At 57.2% G+C, this 17,157-nt stretch carries 14 protein-coding genes; 5 read left to right on the top strand and 9 right to left on the bottom strand.

All coding sequences use genetic code 11. The features are described 5' to 3' along the window. Window positions 1-2 precede the first annotated feature (2 nt). The 7 genes from AC2FH6_RS09830 to AC2FH6_RS09800 form a co-directional block, all read right to left on the bottom strand. Window positions 3-1,268 (bottom strand): M20 family metallopeptidase, encoded by a 1,266-nt coding sequence (locus tag AC2FH6_RS09830; protein WP_496702315.1) that lies wholly within the window; start codon window positions 1,266-1,268, stop codon window positions 3-5. After that, on the bottom strand, window positions 1,265-2,449 hold the full coding sequence (locus AC2FH6_RS09825; protein WP_496692977.1) for an ROK family transcriptional regulator: 1,185 nt from the start codon (window positions 2,447-2,449) through the stop codon (window positions 1,265-1,267). The genes AC2FH6_RS09830 and AC2FH6_RS09825 overlap by 4 nt, the downstream gene beginning before the upstream one ends. Window positions 2,450-2,706: 257 nt before the next feature. After that, entirely contained in the window at window positions 2,707-3,720 is a 1,014-nt protein-coding gene (locus AC2FH6_RS09820) for an Ldh family oxidoreductase (protein ID WP_271949976.1), read from the bottom strand. Window positions 3,721-3,732: 12 nt separating this feature from the next. Further along, window positions 3,733-4,362: a DUF3726 domain-containing protein gene (locus tag AC2FH6_RS09815; RefSeq protein ID WP_496702314.1), complete on the bottom strand. Its 630-nt coding sequence runs from the start codon at window positions 4,360-4,362 to the stop codon at window positions 3,733-3,735. Further along, window positions 4,359-6,047 carry a hypothetical protein gene (locus tag AC2FH6_RS09810; protein WP_142637757.1) on the bottom strand — a complete coding sequence of 563 codons (1,689 nt, stop codon included), beginning with the start codon at window positions 6,045-6,047 and terminating at the stop codon, window positions 4,359-4,361. The genes AC2FH6_RS09815 and AC2FH6_RS09810 overlap by 4 nt, the downstream gene beginning before the upstream one ends. Before the next feature lie 4 nt (window positions 6,048-6,051). After that, complete coding sequence (locus tag AC2FH6_RS09805) at window positions 6,052-7,026, bottom strand: membrane dipeptidase (RefSeq protein ID WP_496702313.1); 975 nt, start codon at window positions 7,024-7,026, stop codon at window positions 6,052-6,054. After that, entirely contained in the window at window positions 7,026-8,468 is a 1,443-nt protein-coding gene (locus AC2FH6_RS09800; protein WP_496692979.1) for an aldehyde dehydrogenase family protein, read from the bottom strand. The genes AC2FH6_RS09805 and AC2FH6_RS09800 overlap by 1 nt, the downstream gene beginning before the upstream one ends. A gap of 98 nt (window positions 8,469-8,566) precedes the next feature. Here AC2FH6_RS09800 and AC2FH6_RS09795 point away from each other — a divergent pair, with 98 nt between their 5' ends. From AC2FH6_RS09795 to AC2FH6_RS09775, 5 genes are all read left to right on the top strand, one after another. Then, a complete protein-coding gene (locus AC2FH6_RS09795) occupies window positions 8,567-9,454 on the top strand; it encodes a LysR family transcriptional regulator (RefSeq protein WP_142637763.1) in 888 nt (295 codons plus the stop codon). A gap of 341 nt (window positions 9,455-9,795) precedes the next feature. Further along, complete coding sequence (locus AC2FH6_RS09790) at window positions 9,796-10,746, top strand: ABC transporter substrate-binding protein (protein WP_142637765.1); 951 nt, start codon at window positions 9,796-9,798, stop codon at window positions 10,744-10,746. A gap of 77 nt (window positions 10,747-10,823) precedes the next feature. Then, on the top strand, window positions 10,824-11,861 hold the full coding sequence (locus AC2FH6_RS09785; RefSeq protein WP_142637767.1) for a quaternary amine ABC transporter ATP-binding protein: 1,038 nt from the start codon (window positions 10,824-10,826) through the stop codon (window positions 11,859-11,861). Beyond that, window positions 11,854-13,443 carry an ABC transporter permease gene (locus tag AC2FH6_RS09780; protein ID WP_496702312.1) on the top strand — a complete coding sequence of 530 codons (1,590 nt, stop codon included), beginning with the start codon at window positions 11,854-11,856 and terminating at the stop codon, window positions 13,441-13,443. Before AC2FH6_RS09785 ends, AC2FH6_RS09780 begins: the two co-directional genes overlap by 8 nt. 51 nt (window positions 13,444-13,494) lie before the next feature. Next, on the top strand, window positions 13,495-14,469 hold the full coding sequence (locus AC2FH6_RS09775; RefSeq protein ID WP_496701259.1) for an arginase family protein: 975 nt from the start codon (window positions 13,495-13,497) through the stop codon (window positions 14,467-14,469). Here AC2FH6_RS09775 and AC2FH6_RS09770 read toward each other — a convergent pair. After that, window positions 14,466-15,434 (bottom strand): agmatinase, encoded by a 969-nt coding sequence (locus AC2FH6_RS09770; RefSeq protein WP_496702310.1) that lies wholly within the window; start codon window positions 15,432-15,434, stop codon window positions 14,466-14,468. The two genes, AC2FH6_RS09775 and AC2FH6_RS09770, sit on opposite strands and share 4 nt — an antisense overlap. Window positions 15,435-15,494: 60 nt before the next feature. Next, a complete protein-coding gene (locus AC2FH6_RS09765; RefSeq protein ID WP_496702308.1) occupies window positions 15,495-17,012 on the bottom strand; it encodes a trimethylamine methyltransferase family protein in 1,518 nt (505 codons plus the stop codon). Window positions 17,013-17,157: the final 145 nt, after the last annotated feature.

The raw sequence follows: 17,157 nt of genomic DNA, 5'->3' as shown, positions 1-17,157 counted from the left end.
CCTCAGTTTGGATGCATTGCGAGCGTGTCCGACGCACCGAACTGCGCTATGAAAAGCGCAAAAGCCCGGACGGCGGCGAGGTATTCTTCGACCTCAATTCGTTCTTCAAAAGTATGCGCCACGGCGATATCACCCGGTGCGCAGTAAACGGTTGGACAGCCGATCTGTTCTGTTAAAAATGGCATCTCAGACCAGTAGGGCGCGCCGCCGATTTCTACATTTCGGGACAGAGTTTGCTGTACACAGCTTTGCAACAGGCGAACCGCCTCGGTATCGGGGTCGTTTTCAACTGGTGAGCCGCCCTTGGGATGATCACGACCGGCTGGGTAGTCGATGCACACCTCTATACCTGTAGGTAGGCGATCCAGGCCAAGCGCTGTTTCCAATGCTGCCACTGCATCATCAAGCATTTCGCCAGGTCTAAGTTTCCGGATCAGTGAGAGCCTGCATTCTCCGGGCACTGCGATAAACCCGCCGCCATTGATATGCGTCACCAGAACAGAAGAGGCACCGACAAGGTCATGACGCGGGCCCGCGTTCAGTTCTTTTTCATGATCCCAGATTTTCGACAGAAGCGTATGCGTTGCTTTCAATGCATCGACCCCCAATTCGGGTCGGCCGAAATACGCTGTTTTTCCAGTTATCGTGATCTCGGCGATAAAGAACCCGATCTGGGCAGAATAAATGTCCAAACTCGTTGGCTCGACATAGATCGCGAAATCAGGACGGGGGATTTCGTCGGACTTGATACGTCCAACCAGATCTTTCGCCCCGGCGCTAACGCCGCTGTCAGGTTCACCGCTTTCTTCGTCACCGATGAAGGCAAAGGTCAGACTGGCTGAAGGCATAACGCCAAGTTTTTGCAGCAGGCGATACCCGGCAATCGCAGCGCAAATCCCACCCTTGAGGTCGCTTGCCCCACGTGACCAGATGTGCCCGTCCTTTTCGGTCGCGCCGAATGGATTTTTGCGTGCATCGTCTTCCCAATATTCCTCCCAGCCCCGGACATGCACAGTATCCGTATGGCCCAAAATCATGAGGTTGGGTCCCTCCACAGAAGCAATTCCCCAGACATTTTCGCGTTCACCCGCGAAACAGCCCCGTCCGGTATTCAGGCCCAGGGCCATAAGTTGCTGGTCCAGAAAACGCGCAAAACGTGTTTCATTGCCCGTCACGCTTTCGATGGACAGGGCATTGCGCAACAGAGTTAGGTCTGCATCAGCATCCTGTTCTTGACGCAAGCGTTCTGAAAGAGCCTTAGCGGTCATGACATACTTGCCTTGAAGGTATCGAGCGCTGGAGGTGGTACGTTGATCTCGGCACCTTTCTGACCCTCGGCGAAAAGAGAGATATGTAAATGCGACAGGGCTATAGACACACCTCCGGCAAGGGCAGCATGCGGACCCAGCTTTGAGGGCTGGATCTCTATTTCACGGGGGTAGCACTGGGCGGCAAAGCGTCTGATCCGGTGCATCAACTCGTCACGCGCGCCGATAGAGCCCCCCATCACGATAAGGGACGGATCAAGGACCGCTACAATCGACGCCGAAGCCCGCGCGATCTGATAAGCGACATTGTCCAGCGTTTGCTCGGCTGCTTTGTCGCCGTTATTGGCAGCCTCAAAGATCGCAGGAACTGAGCAAGTTTTGCCCGTAAGCATCCTGTATTCGCCAATGATTGCATCGGTGGCGGTTACGCGTTCCAGCGCGCCTATAGTATGGCTTTCCTTTGCAATCGGATCGGCACCAAAGGGAAGAAAACCTATTTCGCCAGCTGCACCAGATGCGCCACGCAGCAAAACACCTCCGACGACGATTCCGGCACCAATTCCGGTTCCGACGGAAACGAAGACCAGATCATCCTGGTCGCTTCGATGATCCATCCAATGCTCACCCAGAGCGGCAAGGTTGACGTCATTTTCGACAAGGATTTCTATCCCAAGCCGTTCGTTCAAAGTGCCAGCAAGATCAATCTGATCCAGCCCGGTTATGTTAGGCGCCATCAGAACCGCGCCGCTCTTGCTGTCCGGCACGCCTGGGACACCGACGACAGCTATTTTCAATTCGCCTGACGGGCATTGGGGATCGTCTGCGGTTGCGCGAACCATACGGGCAACCTGATCGACTACTTGTCTGCCGCCGCTTTGTTCTGTCGGCTCTACGCGTTCGGCCAGAACGCGACCGGTCAGATCGCATAGTGCGACCCTGATCTTTGTTCCACCCAGATCGACGCTGGCGACCGTTGCCGCATCCGGAGCGATTTCATATACCACAGCGCGGCGTCCGACATGCCCCTCGGTCTGACCGACTGTCCGCACCCAGCCATCGCTTTCTAGGTTTCCGACAATTTCCGAGATTGTCTGTTTCGAAAGACCGGTCAGCTTCGACACGCTGGCGCGCGAAATGGGCCCATAGGTCGCAATCGCCTGAACGACCGCACTTTGAGACATTCGTCGAGAGATTTTCGTCTGCGTTGCCACGTCGATTCCATTTATTCGTTCTGTTACCGAACTAAATATGGAGTGCGATTTGAGTCAACCCCGTTTTTCTGCGCTAAAGCATGAAATACGAAAAATGAGCCTGCTGCGTCCGGGTCGAATTTTGGCTAAAGGCTTGGAAACCGTTCTGAAAATTGGTGCTGGGTCGGAAGGTTTGGGTAAGGGTGCCCGAACCAGAAAGAATCTGATTGCGGGCTAAGAAAACCGGCTTATCCCAAGATGGTCTCGATCTTTTCAAGGGTCGCAATATTTACAGCCACGCCTTGTGTGGCCGATGCGACGCGTTTTGCGCGTCGGCCATCGCCAGGCAAATGTGCATCGTCTTGCGATCGAATGGCGCCGACGAGTTCCTCGATGCCCTGAGCAAAGCCACCCGACGACGATGTCGCCACAGGGTCGATCGCAATGAAAAACTGTCCGGTCTTGGGCGGACCGCCAGCGGTTCCTGAAAAGGGCGAGGCGTTGATGCCCAGAGTGGCCCCTGTAAGAGCGGCCGCCATAACTTCGGTCAGAAGGGCCACACCGACGCCCTTGTACCCACCAGAAGGTGCCATGGAGCCCTTGAGGCCCACATTGGGATCAGTGGTCGGGTTGCCCTCGGCGTCCAATGCCCACCCAACGGGGATCGGCCTTCCTTCTCTGGCATGTTTCATGACCTCGCTCTTGGCGATTGTGCTGGCGCTTTGATCGATCAGCAGGGCGGGTTGCCCATCTGTACCGGGTACGGCAACGGAAAAGGGGTTGGTCCCTACAACCGGCTTTGCGCCACCCGATGGCGCGATCGAGGCTGGCGCGTTGGTAAAACCAAGCCCGACAAGCCCGGCCTGTGCCAGACGATAGGTGTGATAGCCCAGCACGCCGCAGTTATAGCTGTTGCAGATGCTCAGCACGGCAACGCCCTGTTCGCGCGCAGCGGTGATCAGCGTCTCATACCCGAGATCGATAGCTGAATGGGCAAATCCGGTTGCGGCATCTACGGTAACTACACCTGGCTTGGGCCGTGTCATGACCGGTTTGGCAAGACCGTCGACCTTGCCACATTGGACATGCTCACAATAGATCGGGATATAGGCCAGCCCATGGCTTGCCACGCCGTCCGCCTCGGTTGCCGCGGTCGCAACCGCCAGCGGGCGGGCGTTCTCCGGTGAAGTCCCCGCAGCAACAAGCGCGCGAAACGACAGGTCTTCGATTTCGTTCAGAGTAAGGGTCCGGGTCTCGGTCAAATCAGTACCTCATCAGTCATTATCAGAAAGCCCGGCCCCTGCACCCAGCAGGCGGGATTCCTCGGTTGCGGGGGCATAGGTGCGGTGGGCAAAGCGATTCAGCGTTGCCCAAGCCTGATCAGTCGGGGCGGCGCGGGTCTGATGTTGGCGGGGGCCTGTGCGCTGTTCCCCCAGCGAAACCACCACCCTGCGCGCCTGGGCGGGTAAGGTATCTGGGGTCGACACGGAATACCCATCACATGCCGCCAGATGCCCATCACAATCAAGCACCACACAGCCCTTGAGTTCACGTGCCGCATAGGCAGCAAAGGGCAGTAACAGGGCAGGGATTGCAATGTTGGCCATCTCAACCGGTCCGGCGCGCAGCTGTTCGGCACAATCCGACAGCAAGGTGCCAGTGGCCAGAGGGCACAAAGCGCCCTTGCCCTGCCATGGGCCCTGCATCGCATCTGGTCTGTGATCTGTCGGCGCCGCAGCCAAACTCAAATCCAGCAGGTGGGCCAGCTCTGCCGTCCCGTCCAGCCCATGCCCGCACAACCAGCGTGTGGCCTTGGCGGCCTCCTCTGCCAGGCCCCAGGCATACCCTGCCCCTCGGGCAGCGCGTTTAGAGGTGGCTTCGATCTCGTTCAGTGAATAGGTCATTGCGGCAACTCCGGATAAACCCACAGATCGGCATTTTCCGGCGTTAGCTCATCAGGATATGGTGCGCCGGAATACATGCAGATCCGCACCCAGCGGTCCGACCGGGGGTCAAAATGCGTTGCCCCAAAAAACGACAGCTTGGCCCGCAGCATGTCGATAGGCAGGACAGCGGCGCTAATCGTGTTGTCGTGGATTTCACCATAGGGGGCTACTCGGCTCATTTGAGCGCGGCGCAGGGTGTGGCGATGTTCAGGATGGCGCAGCAGAAACTCTGCAACGGAGGAGCGAGTATCCCATTCGGCAAGTGCCTTAAACGCCATCGCGGCGTCACGGGCCGGGGCAAGGGGCTGTTCGTAACCGGCTATCGGTTCCTCAAAGCGCTCACCCAGTCGCGGCTCCAGCTTCTCCTCGGAGACATACCAGGCCCGCGCACAGTTTTCCGCTGCGTTCCAATCCAGATCCAAGGCCCAGCCAAAACTGTTACTGATCAGATCGCGCGCAGCGCCTACCGACATTGATCCATCAATCACATGGGCACTTGAATTACTGTCGGCCATACAACAGCTCAGCCCATCGACCAATTCGCCATAGGGCTCAAGGATAAGCGAGGCGAGCAGTTCCTGGCCCTCCTCGCTCAGCGCGGATTGCGACCACAGGATCAACCGATCCCAGGGTTGGTTCTGCGTCAGATCATCCCTGTCCAGATACCCAGAGATAGCCTGCAGATCGTTGTTGAGCGCCGCCAGCTTATCGCGCTGGACCGGATGCTCAGACTGCCACCAGGACATCGAGAGTTTGCTACGATCATAGATGCCACGGAATTGACGGGCCTCATCTTCCGAGGCGCTCAAGAGCGACCGTACACGGGCGATGGCCTCCTCTCGCGCCATGATCCAGTTATTGAACAAGATCGGATGGTTGACGATGAACGGGGCCATGCCCAGACCTGTGGAATTGCCAATGCCGAGCCAACTGGCGATCTGCGGATCTAACTGCGCGGTTTGATCGCCGCCCTTCACTTGAGCCATATGCTGCACCAGATCGCGCACAAAGGTCCGGGTCAGGTAGACCGACAACATCTCGGTCTGGAACGGGCCGTTGACCTCGGGGCGACTGGCTGTTTTCTCGCGATCTGCAGCCCCAAACTTGCCGGAACCATACACGGCGGTTGTCCGCATCAGGTAGCCAACCTGATAAATCTGCTCCAGATCAGGTTGTTGACCAGCGGCCAGACGGTCGACCACATGTGCCCACAGGCGGACTGACCGGTTGGCGCGCGACAATGACAGTTCTGACTCGCTGACGCGACCGGCCTCTTGCACTGGTACGTTTTGCGACAGGCGGTGAATATCATCCGCCGTCGGAATGCCGTCAAATAGCGCGAAGGTGGCATCCCAGGCCTCGGCGATGACCCGGTCCGAGCGTTTTTCGGGCGGCAGATCATGGGCAAACGCCACAAGAGAATATGCGTGATCAGGGCCTTGCGCGGTATAGACCGCATGGCCGACGCCGTGTTCGTCAATCTCGAACGCAGGGCGGGAAAAACTCCAGTTTTCCTGCGCCATACGGCGGGTCAGTTGCCGCATAAAGCTGAGACGGCATTGATGCAGCGATCCCAGCCGCGACAGCCGCATGACCATCGCGGGATCACGTCTGACATTTTCAGTCTGCACGCGTGTATTCATAGTGTTACCCTTGTGGGACGAAGTTCTCGGCGAAGAACTGATACCAATTCCTGCCCATGATCCCGGCCACTTCGTCATCGTTCAGGCCGGTCGCGCGTAACCCTTGTTCGATGTTCCCAAAATCTCGGTTGTCCTGAAACCAGCCCGGCATGGGCGGAAAGCCTGGTGCCGAAGCGGATCCCTCGCCATAGTCGATTTCCTTGGTCCAGCGGCCAACCCGCATCCATTCCACAATGCTGTCGGGTTGATCCTGACACAGGTCTGTGCCGATCCCCAGATGCTGCGCGCCGTATTTGTCGACGGCGCGTGCGATCATCTCGCAAAAACTGTCCAGCGTGCAGTCGGATTTATCTTTCAGATGGTGAGGATAAACCGAAAAGCCAAGCATCCCGCCGTTTTCCGTCACCGCACGAATGACATCGTCGCGCTTGTTACGCAGCGCGGGCGACCAATCATACGGGTTCGCGTGTGTGATGGCTATGGGACGCTCGGACAATTCAGCGGCCTCGATGGTGGAACGGTCCGCCGAATGGCTCATGTCCACTACAAGACCTACGCGGTTCATCTCTTTGATCACCTGCTTGCCCATACGGGTGATGCCTGTGTCTTCGGCCTCATAACAGCCGGTCGCCAGCAAGGACTGGTTGTTATAGGTCAGCTGCATGAAACGGGCGCCAAGATCGTGCAGGATTTCGACTAGCCCGATATCGTCTTCGATGGGCGAGGGGTTCTGAAAGCCAAAGAACACAGCCGTCCGGCCCGTTTTACGAGCCGTATCGATATCGCTGGCCCAGCGCCCTTTCATGATCAGGTCCGGGTATTGTTCGAACCAGCGGTTCCATTTCTCGAAATTCAGTACCGTTTCGCGAAAGTTCTCGTGGTACGAGATGGTGACGTGGATCGCGTCCACGCCCCCGTCACGCAGTTGGCGGAAAATCTTTTCCGACCAGTTGGCATATTGTAGCCCGTCGATCCGCATCACACGGGGCCCGCGCTGATATAGGCGGTTTTGACCGTGGTATAGAACTCGGCCGCAGCCTTACCCTGTTCGCGCGGCCCGTAAGAGCTGTCGCCGCGGCCGCCAAAAGGCACGTGGTAATCGGTGCCTGCAGTGGGCAGGTTCACAGTCACAACACCAGTGCGCGCATTGCGACGGAAATGCGTGGCGCGGGCCAGCGATTTGGTCACGATGCCCGAGGTCAGGCCAAAGTTGGTGTCGTTGACGACGCTCAGCGCTTCGTCATAGCTGCCAACCTTGATGACACTGGTCAGGGGCGCGAACATTTCTTCGCGGTTGATGCGCATGTCGTTGTTGGTGTTCAGAAACACGCCCGGCGACATGTAGAACCCGTCATGAGGCATCTCCAGCCGGGTTCCGCCACAGGCCAGCTCGGCCCCTTCGGATTTGCCCAGATCAACATAGGCCAGGTTTTCGCTCAGCTGCTGTTGGCTGACGACGGGACCCATCTGCACGCCTTCCTCCAGCGCGTGGCCGACCTTCATCGCTTGCGCACCGGCCACCAGCTTTTCGACAAACGCGTCATGGATACCCGCATGCACAACAAGGCGCGAAGACGCCGTACATTTCTGTCCGGTGCCGCCAAACGCTCCTCCCAATGCCAGAGTAACGGCCAGATCCAGATCGGCATCGTCCATCACAGCCAGCGCGTTTTTTGATCCCATTTCCATCTGAACTTTGGTCAGGTTCTGGATGGCGGCTGCTGCGATACCCTTGCCGACCGGGACTGACCCGGTAAAGGAAATTGCATTGACCTTGGGGCTTTCGACCAGGCGTTGCCCGATGCTGCGCCCCGAACCCATGACCAGACTGAACAGACCTTTGGGGATGTCCTGACGTTCGATGATTTCGGTCAGTGCGACAGCGGATGCCGGGGTGATGTTGGCGGGTTTCCACACAACCGCGTTGCCATAGCACAGTGCTGGAGCAATCTTCCACGAGGCAGTCGCGGTAGGGAAGTTCCATGGGCTGATGATGGCGACAACGCCGACAGCTTCGCGGCGAACGTCTACTTCGATATCGGGGCGCACAGAATCTGCGTTCTCACCGATTTGACGCAGGCATTCAGCTGCGTAGTAGGTAAAGAACTGCCCGGCGCGGAACACTTCGCCTTTGCCTTCGGCCAGCGGCTTGCCTTCTTCGCGCGCCAAGAGCGTACCCAGTTCTTCGGCCCGGGCCATCATTTCATTGCCGATAGCGTTCAGAACGGCTTGCTTCCGTTCGATGCCATAGGCGGCCCATTCAGCCTGTGCAACACGGGCTTGATCCAGCGTCGCCTCAAGCTGGTCAGCGCTGGCCTGTGCAAACATGCCGACCAGATCGCTCAGGTCCGAAGGATTGCGGTTTTCGATTTCAGACTCACCTGCCAGCCATTCGCCAGCAATCAGATTCAGTTGTGTCACGTTACGCCCCAGTGCGATTTCATTTGACCTAGGATGGATTTTTTGGCGAACATCAGTCAAACTCAATTAAATGAAACAAATTGCAGAAAAACTGAAGTATGGCGATCAAGATTGAAACACTGCGCAGTTTTTGCACGGTTGTGCAGACTGGTAATCTGACCGAGGCCGCCGACCGTCTTGGACGAACGCAATCGGCGGTGTCGATGACGCTGAAGCAGCTTGAGGAGCACCTGGGTAAGAAGCTGTTCGAGGGAGAGCGCAAAAATCGACTGTCAGAAGTGGGTCGGCAGGTTCATGATTTGGCTTTGAAGCAGGTCAGACAGTTCGATCAAACAGTTCAGGATATCGAGGCAATAGCCAGCGCAGAGTACGGCCTGTTGCGGATCGTGTCTGTGCCGTCGGTGGCGGCTCTTGCCTTTCCCAAGGTGCTGAGTCACATGAATAGCCATTTCCCCGATATCAGGATCGAGCTCCGCGATACCGATACACAGCAGGTACTGGACGCGGTTGTGCAAGGAAAAGCGGATATCGGCATTGCATCCGGATATCTTGCGCTAAACGGGGTCACAGCCACGCCCTTGTTCGAAGACAGGTTTGGGGTGGTTTGCACGGCTGCTCACCCGCTGGCACAGCAATCGGAGATGCCAACCATCGAACAGGTGGCTTCGGTTCCCTTCATACGCAATGCTCTGTGCGATCTGGTTCAGTCCCCGCGGTTTCACGCGGCGATTTCGAAGGCCGGTGTGACCATTCAGAACACCCATTCACTGATCGCATTGGTGCGCACCGAGGAATGGGTGACGGTTTTGCCGCAAACCGTTGCACGGTCTCTTCCTGAGGCTATCGTCTTCCGTCCTATAGCTGATCTCGAAGATCAAAGGCAGGTGTATCTTTATGTCTCGCAACGCTCGCGCTTTCAAACGCTGACGGACGCGTTTGGGGACTTCATCCTGAAGCAGGATCTTGTACTGGGATCTGAGGACTGACTGGATAAAATCTGTGCCCCTGTCTGAGATGGCGCCGCTTAGGGGATATTGATGGCAGACAAGCCCACTCAAGAATCGGCTGCACCTATTTCAGGCGTCATATCGATCAAGATCAGAATAAACCGAAACTAATATTCGAGAAAGACGCATATATCGATTTGTGGCATGTTGTTCTTGATGGGTCATGTGTCGGCATGTTTGAATTTTCCTGTCAAACCGGCGCGCCCGGTAACTGGCTAAGAAAGGGGGATGGAACGTCATCCCGATGTCGTTTGACAGGCGTACCGCTGCCCAGAGGGTAAGAAGAACAGCGCCTCGAACGCCCAACACGGAGAAATAATATGAACAAACTCACTATGTTACTGGGAGGCGCGTCGATGATGGTCGCTGTGCCTGCTTTTGCTGCTGACATTGTGATCGGTGTGCCGAACTGGCCATCGGTAAATGCAACAGCGCACATTCTAAAGGTTGCGATCGAACAAAATCTGGGGCTAGAGGTCGAGCTTCAGAATGGCACCAACCCGATCGTGTTCGAGGCGATGGATTCCGGCGCCATGCACGTACACCCCGAAGTGTGGATGCCGAACCAGCAGAACCTGCATGACACCTATGTAACCGAAAAGGGTACAGTTACCTTCAATTCCAATGGCGTTGAGGCATTTCAGGGAATGTGTGTCGACAAGGCGACCGCTGATGCCAATGATATCCGGTCCATTGACGACCTGACCAATCCTGACATCGCGGCACTGTTCGACAGCAATGGCGACGGGCAGGGCGAAGTATGGATCGGTGCCCCCGGCTGGGCGTCGACCAATGTCGAGAAAATCCGGGCCAAATCATATGGCTATGACCAAGTCATGGAACTGACCGAGATAGACGAAACCGTCGCCTATGCGAACCTTGATAACGCGATCAAAGCGGGTGAGCCTTGGGTGGGTTTCTGCTATACGCCGCATTACGTGTTTGAACTGCATGATCTTCAGATCCTGGAAGAGCCAGCCTATGACGCGGCAAAATGGAATGTCCTGCAGCCCACGGATGATCCGGATTGGCTGGAGAAATCCGAAGCAGGTGTCGCCTGGGATTTGGCCTATCTGCACCTTCACTATGCCAAATCTCTTGAGGATGAGTACCCCGAGGTTGCTCGGCTGTTGTCCAACATGAAACTGGATACTGCCGCTGTCTCGGCCATGACTTATGCGCTTGTCATAGATGGCAAAGAGCCGCTCGCATATGCCGAAGAATGGGTCGGTGCGAACGAAGATGCGGTTCTGAACTGGATGTCAGAGTGATCGGTAACGCTCGGAACTGAATTACAGATAGGCCGCCGGGAATGCCTGGCGGCCTGTTTTGCATTGAAGGGGCAAGTATGACCGAAACAGTCGTTAAGCTGACAGATGTCTGGAAGATTTTCGGTGCGCGGGCAGAGGAGGCCATGACCGCAGTACGGGATGAAGGGATTGGAAAGCCTGAAGTTCTTGAAAGGTATAATTGTGTGGTCGGCGTACAGGGTGCGTCTTTCGAAGTCCCGCGCGGCGAAATCTTCTGCATTATGGGTCTTTCGGGATCCGGGAAATCCACGCTGGTGCGCCACGTGAACCGCTTGATCGAGCCGACCTCAGGCAAGATCGAGATTCTGGGCCAGGACGTATCCAAAATATCCGAGGCTGAGCTGCGCCGTATCCGCGCGCAGCAGATCGGGATGGTTTTCCAGCATATGGCGCTGATGCCGCACCGATCTGTCAGAGACAATGTGGCCTATCCTTTGGAAATTCGAAAAGTGTCCAAATCCAAGCGCTGGGCAGTCTCGGACCATGCGCTGGGTCTGGTGGACCTGACCGGGTACGAAGATCGCCTGCCCAAAGAATTGTCGGGCGGGATGCAGCAGCGTGTTGGAATTGCCCGCGCCCTGGCCTCTGATCCGGAAATCCTGTTAATGGACGAGCCCTTTTCTGCGCTCGATCCGCTGATCAGGCTGCAGTTGCAGGACCAGTTCAAAGCGCTGGTCGCCCAGTTGCAGAAAACCACATTGTTCATCACCCATGATCTGGACGAAGCTATCCGCATTGGCCACCGGATTGCGATCATGAAAGATGGTGTCATCGTTCAGATCGGCACACCGGAAGACATCGTGATGAATCCGGCTGATGACTATGTGCGCGAGTTTGTTCAGGGCATATCCAAACTGAAACTTGTCAAGGCGCATTCAATCATGGAGCCACTGGACAGCTATTCCGGCCCGACCGACGGCGCGCCGCGCGCGGATGAGGGGGCCGATCTGGATCAGTTGATCGACCTGGCTGTCGACACGGACCTGCCGGTGATCATCACCGATGCAGGACAGGACGTGGGCGTCGTGACCAAACCGCGCCTGCTGCGCGGAATTCAGGGGGGCAAAAATGACTGATGTAACCACCGAAGTGAAAGTCACCGCCGCCTCGGATATCGAGGTCGACCATGAGGCACTGGATCGGTCCATTCACGAGTTTGCTGGTCCGAATGGGGACTATTACGTCAAGGCGTTTCACAAGATCCATGATGCAACCAGCGCGGTTCCGAATACGTTCAATCTCTGGGCCGCGGTTCTGGGGCCATTTTGGTCGGCATCGCGGGCGATATGGGGGATGTTCTGGACCTTCCTGATCCTTGAAATCATCGCCTGGGTACAGATCGGGCGCGGTGCCTGGGGCAACCCGGGTGCTGATATGGCGGAACGTGCCGAACGTCAGCAAGCGCGCGCAGACGAGCTGTTGGCCCGGGCGGCTGACGCGACAGAAAAGGCCGATATCGACCGCTTTACCAAGCTGGCAGAGAACATCCAGAAAGCCGCCGATACCAGCTTTGGAAAAGCCGCGGCCGCGCAGTCTGAAGCGCTGAGCATCATGATCACCGGATTGCTGATGCTGCTGGTCTTCAAACTGGCACAGGGCTTCTATGCCGACCGCGTCTATGAAAAACAGTATTCAAAATGGCGGACCGATCCGGACAGTACCGAAAGTGGCCAGTCCAGGCGAAATATGGTGCTGGGTGCTGTGCTTGTTGCGGCGATTGGGCCGTTGATTGTCTACAAATTCACGGTCAATGCCTCGCTGGCCATGTTGGATGCATTCCCTGAAAAAGAAGTGTCCGCACTGATATTGGGTGAGGGCGGCGGGACCTTGTTTTCAAACCTTGCAAGCTGGATGGAGGCGCAGATAGATGCGGCCGCTCTTGCTGGCGGGGACGTATTCGATGGGATTGTCGCTGGGGTTCGGTCGGTTCTGGATGCCCTGACCATTGCGCTGATCGGGTCGCCTTGGCCGGTTGTGATGTTGGTGATATGTGTGACGGCTTGGCGGGCTGCAGGCCCCCGAGTGGCTATCTTCACGGCGTCTTCATTGGCCTATATCGCCTTGCTGGGATATTGGGATGTGGCGATGGAAACTGTGGCGCTGGTCGGTGCGGCGGTGCTGTTATGCGTTGTTTTTGGCATTCCACTGGGCATTTGGTTTGGCAAGTCCAGGCGTGCCTACCGCGCGGCAGAGCCCGTGCTGGACTTGATGCAGACTTTGCCGGCCTTCGTCTATCTGATCCCGATTATCGCCTTCTTTGGCACCGGCAACCCGCCCGGCATTCTGGCAACGATCATCTTTGGCATGCCGCCGGTCATCCGACTGACCGCGCTGGGCATGCGCGGAGTGCCCGACAGTATCAAAGAGGCTGCTGTGGCTTTTGGGGCCTCGAAATGGCAGCTGTTGAAGGATGTCGAGATACCTCTGGCCTTGCCGTCGATTATGACCGGGGTGAACCAGACCATCCTGATGTGCCTATCGATGGTGGTGATCATTTCGCTGATCGGTGGCGGAGGGCTGGGCAAGGAAATCCTTGAGGCGTTGCAATACGCAGCCAAGGGTCCCGGCCTGTTGGGCGGCTTTGCCATTTTGTTCCTTGCTATGGTCATGGACCGTATTGTTCAGGGCGCATTCCGGCGAGAAGACGAAAGAATCTGAACTTCTATGCCCTCGGCCCAGGCCGGGGGCATTTTTTTACCGGAGGATGAAATGGTCGACCGCTATGAGCAGTCCATGATGGACAATTTGTACTGGTGGGGCATACCGACGATGTTTCGCTGCCCCAATATCGGACCCGAGGGGCAGGATATTGCACTTGTTGGTGTGCCGCATTCGACCGGAAACGGGACAACCGAAAGGGATCAGCATCTGGGCCCGCGCGCCTTGCGGAATGTCTCGGCGGTACAGCGCAGGGTCCATTCGGTTTTTGAGATCGACCCCTGGAGCCGCGCCAAGATTGCCGATGTCGGCGATGTACCCTTTCCGCGCGCCAACGACAACGAAGACTGCATCGAACGCATTACCGCCTTTTACAAGGACATAGATGCGGCAGGTGCGCGCCCGGTATCCGTTGGCGGTGACCATTCCATTACCGGCGGGATCGTACAGGCGCTGGGATGTGGGAAGCTGGCCGGAGGAGAGCCGATTAGTTTTCTGCATCTGGATGCCCATACGGATGTGTTTACAAAGGTCGATCACTTTTTGGGTGCAAAGAAATCGGCAGCCCATTGGGGGGCTTATCTGGCCGATCAGGGGCAGGTTGATCCAGCCCGTTCGATGCAAATCGGCCTGCGAGGCCATCCGCGCAGCCTGGACTGGCTGCAGCCTTCTTACGACTATGGGTACAACATCGTCACCATGCGCGAATTCCGTCAGCGCGGGCTTGCAGATGTAGTGGCGCAGACCAAAGAGGTTCTAGGCGAACGACCGGTCTATATTACCTTCGATCTGGATTGCCTTGATCCGACAATCGCTCCGGCGGTTTCTAATCTGGAACCGGGCGAAAAGGGGTTCGATATTGATGAGGCCGTGGGTATCCTGCGTGCCGCGCGCGGTTTGAACATTGTCGGCGGTGACGTTGTTTGCATGATGCCGACTAAGGACAGCCCCAACAACATCACCGCCCTGACCGCGGCGGCGGTGATGTTCGAGATGATCTCGATGATTGCCGAAAACACCGGTTAGCGGCGGGCGTCTACGGCCTGTGCCAGAACACACAGTAGCTCGAACATCAGTGAGATGCCCAGCCAGGCCGTGCCCCCAGCGGCATCGAAGGGGGGCGCGACCTCAACCAGATCAGCGCCGACCAGATTGACGCCGCTTAACTGGCGGATCACCTGCTGCGCCTGAAAACTGTTCGGCCCGCCGATCTCTGGCGTGCCGGTACCGGGGGCATAGGTGGGGTCCACAAAGTCGATGTCATAGGTGCAATAGGTCTGACCTGTTCCGACGATCTCCCGCACCTCGGCCATGACATCGTCAATGCCGCGGTCGAACAGTTCTTCGATGCGGATGATGCGGATGCCCTGTGCCTCGGCCCAATCGATATCGTCTGTGTTATAGGCCGTCCCGCGTATGCCGACTTGGACAAAGCGCTTGGGGTCCACAAGGCCCTCTTCAACGGCACGACGAAACGGTGTGCCATGGGTGTATTTGTAGCCACCGAAATAGCTGTCGAACAGGTCGGTGTGGCTGTCGAATTGAATAAGGCCTAACGGCTCCGACTTGGCCAGAGCACGCAAGACGGGCAGGGTGGTCAGGTGGTCGCCGCCCGCGGTTAGCGGCGTTATGCCCCGTTCGGTCAGATCGTCATAGAAAGACGTGACTCGGTTCATGGTGTCTTCGATGTCCACCGGGTTCGGCGCGACATCACCCAGATCGGCGCAATTCACCATAGTAAAAGGGGCTACACCGGTGACCGGGTTCATTGCGCGGATCATGGTCGAATAGTCGCGCAACTGCCGAGGCCCATGCCGCGCGCCTGGGCGGTTTGTGGTGCCACCATCCCACGGGATCCCGATGATCCCAATATCAACTTCGTTGATCCGGTCGTCCTTGGGGGTCAGTTCGGGAAGGCGCATGAACGTGGGGACACCAGCGAAACGCGCAAGCTCCATTGCCGAGACCGGCTGAAAGAAGGGATTTGTCATGAGGGCCTCATCTGAGTGTATGTGCTGCAAGCCTACTGGCTAGAGTCGGTCGACGTAAGTCTAATAGAGAATGCGAAACCGTCTGCGGATTTCAGCGTCCTGTTCTTCGGTCAGGTATTGCGGATGATGTCGTGCCAGGATGTCCTTTGCGTGCCGGCGGGCAACCGTCCACGCATCCGCGGCGCCTTCGATCTGCCATGTCCGGGGTTCGTTCCGGTCAGCCAGCGCTGGATAGAAGTAGTCCCGTTCCATCGCAGCATAGGTGTGGGCGCTTCCCAGAAAATGACCGTCGCCCAGTACCGCATGACAAATGGCGTCGAATCCCAGGTTTTCGTCGGTCACTTCGATGCCGCGCAAAGCGCGATAGGTGTGAGAGTGCATTTCGTCGTCAAGGACGAACCCTTCGAAACTGACGCCCAGCAACGAAGCGGTCATGCCCGAGCTTTCGTAGATCAGATTGCCGCCAGCCAGCGCCGCAGCGAGCGAGGTCATTCCTTTCTCGGCCCCGTACTGTGCGTCGACAGCTTTGGCATCAGTCATCGAGGCGGCCACTCCCGAAGGCAGCCCCAGCGCGTTGGTGATCTGCGCCGACGCCGCGTTCAGGATGGCGGTCTCACCGCTGCCGCCTGCGAAAGAGCCGGTGCGCAAATCAACGATGAAAGGCCAGTTGGAAAACACCATCGGGAAGCCGGGTTTGATCGCATTGACCATAACAAGGCTGGCCAGCGTCTCGGCCAAAGATTGCGCCAGAAACCCGGCGAGTGTCGCGGGTGCTGTGGCGCCCGCCTGTGCGGCGGTAATGCAGGACATCGGGATATTATGTGCGATACATTCATAGACAACATCCACCGCATCCTCGCCATAGCGCAGCGGTGAAATCACAGGGCTGATATGGGCCTTCAGAAACGGCCGCTTGGCGAACTCACCCGGCCCGCCTGCAACGATGTCGAGCATTTCGACGATCGGGGCCACATGTTCGGCAAGGGTAAACGACGTGGCAATCGGTTTGGTGGTATTGCGAACCAGAGCGTAAACCGTGTTCAAGTCCAGATCGAAAACATCGGGCAGATCAGTCGCGACACAGCAGCGCGTGAACCAGCTGACATTGGCCAGCGTATCCTGAAGTCGCGTGAAATCATGCAGATCGGCCAGCGTGGAGGGGCGATAGTGACCGCTCTCCAGATCCAGCGTCTGCACCGCCGCACCGCCGGTGCCAAAGAACACACGATTTCCGCCCACTTCGATCGAGCGCGCTTCGTCCCGGCCATGAAACGAGAAAGTCTTGGCAGCGGACCCAATAGCGTCTTCAACCATGTTTCGAGGAAATAGCAGCCGCCCTTGCTGTCCGGATTGTGCACCGGCTGACCGCAGATCGTTGGCCAGCCTGTCCGGGACCTCGCCCATGCCCAGAGTTTCCAGCAGCCTTAAGGCGGTATTGTATATTTGTTTGACTTCGGACTGTGTCAAAGGTTGAAAGCGACCACCGGCTTGACCGGGGGGGCACGGATCTATGGCGGGCTCTGCTGCGCGTTGCGCAAGACGCGCATTTCGACCGCTTCTTTTACTGCCCTTTGACAACGCCCAATCCTTTTCCTGTCAGAATTCCCGGAACCGTAAAGGGCGATGCGGGGTCTCTGCAAAAGGGAAATGCGCCTTTCAGAATCCTCAATCGTAGTTTCGATTTTTCAGCACAAGCCATTCGTAAGCTGTTGCGAAGACCCGT

The sequence above is a fragment of the Ruegeria sp. CDSC045 genome, assembly GCF_059610725.1.
Note: the sequence above shows the minus strand (reverse complement) of the source record. Positions and strands in the feature narration are given on the sequence as shown.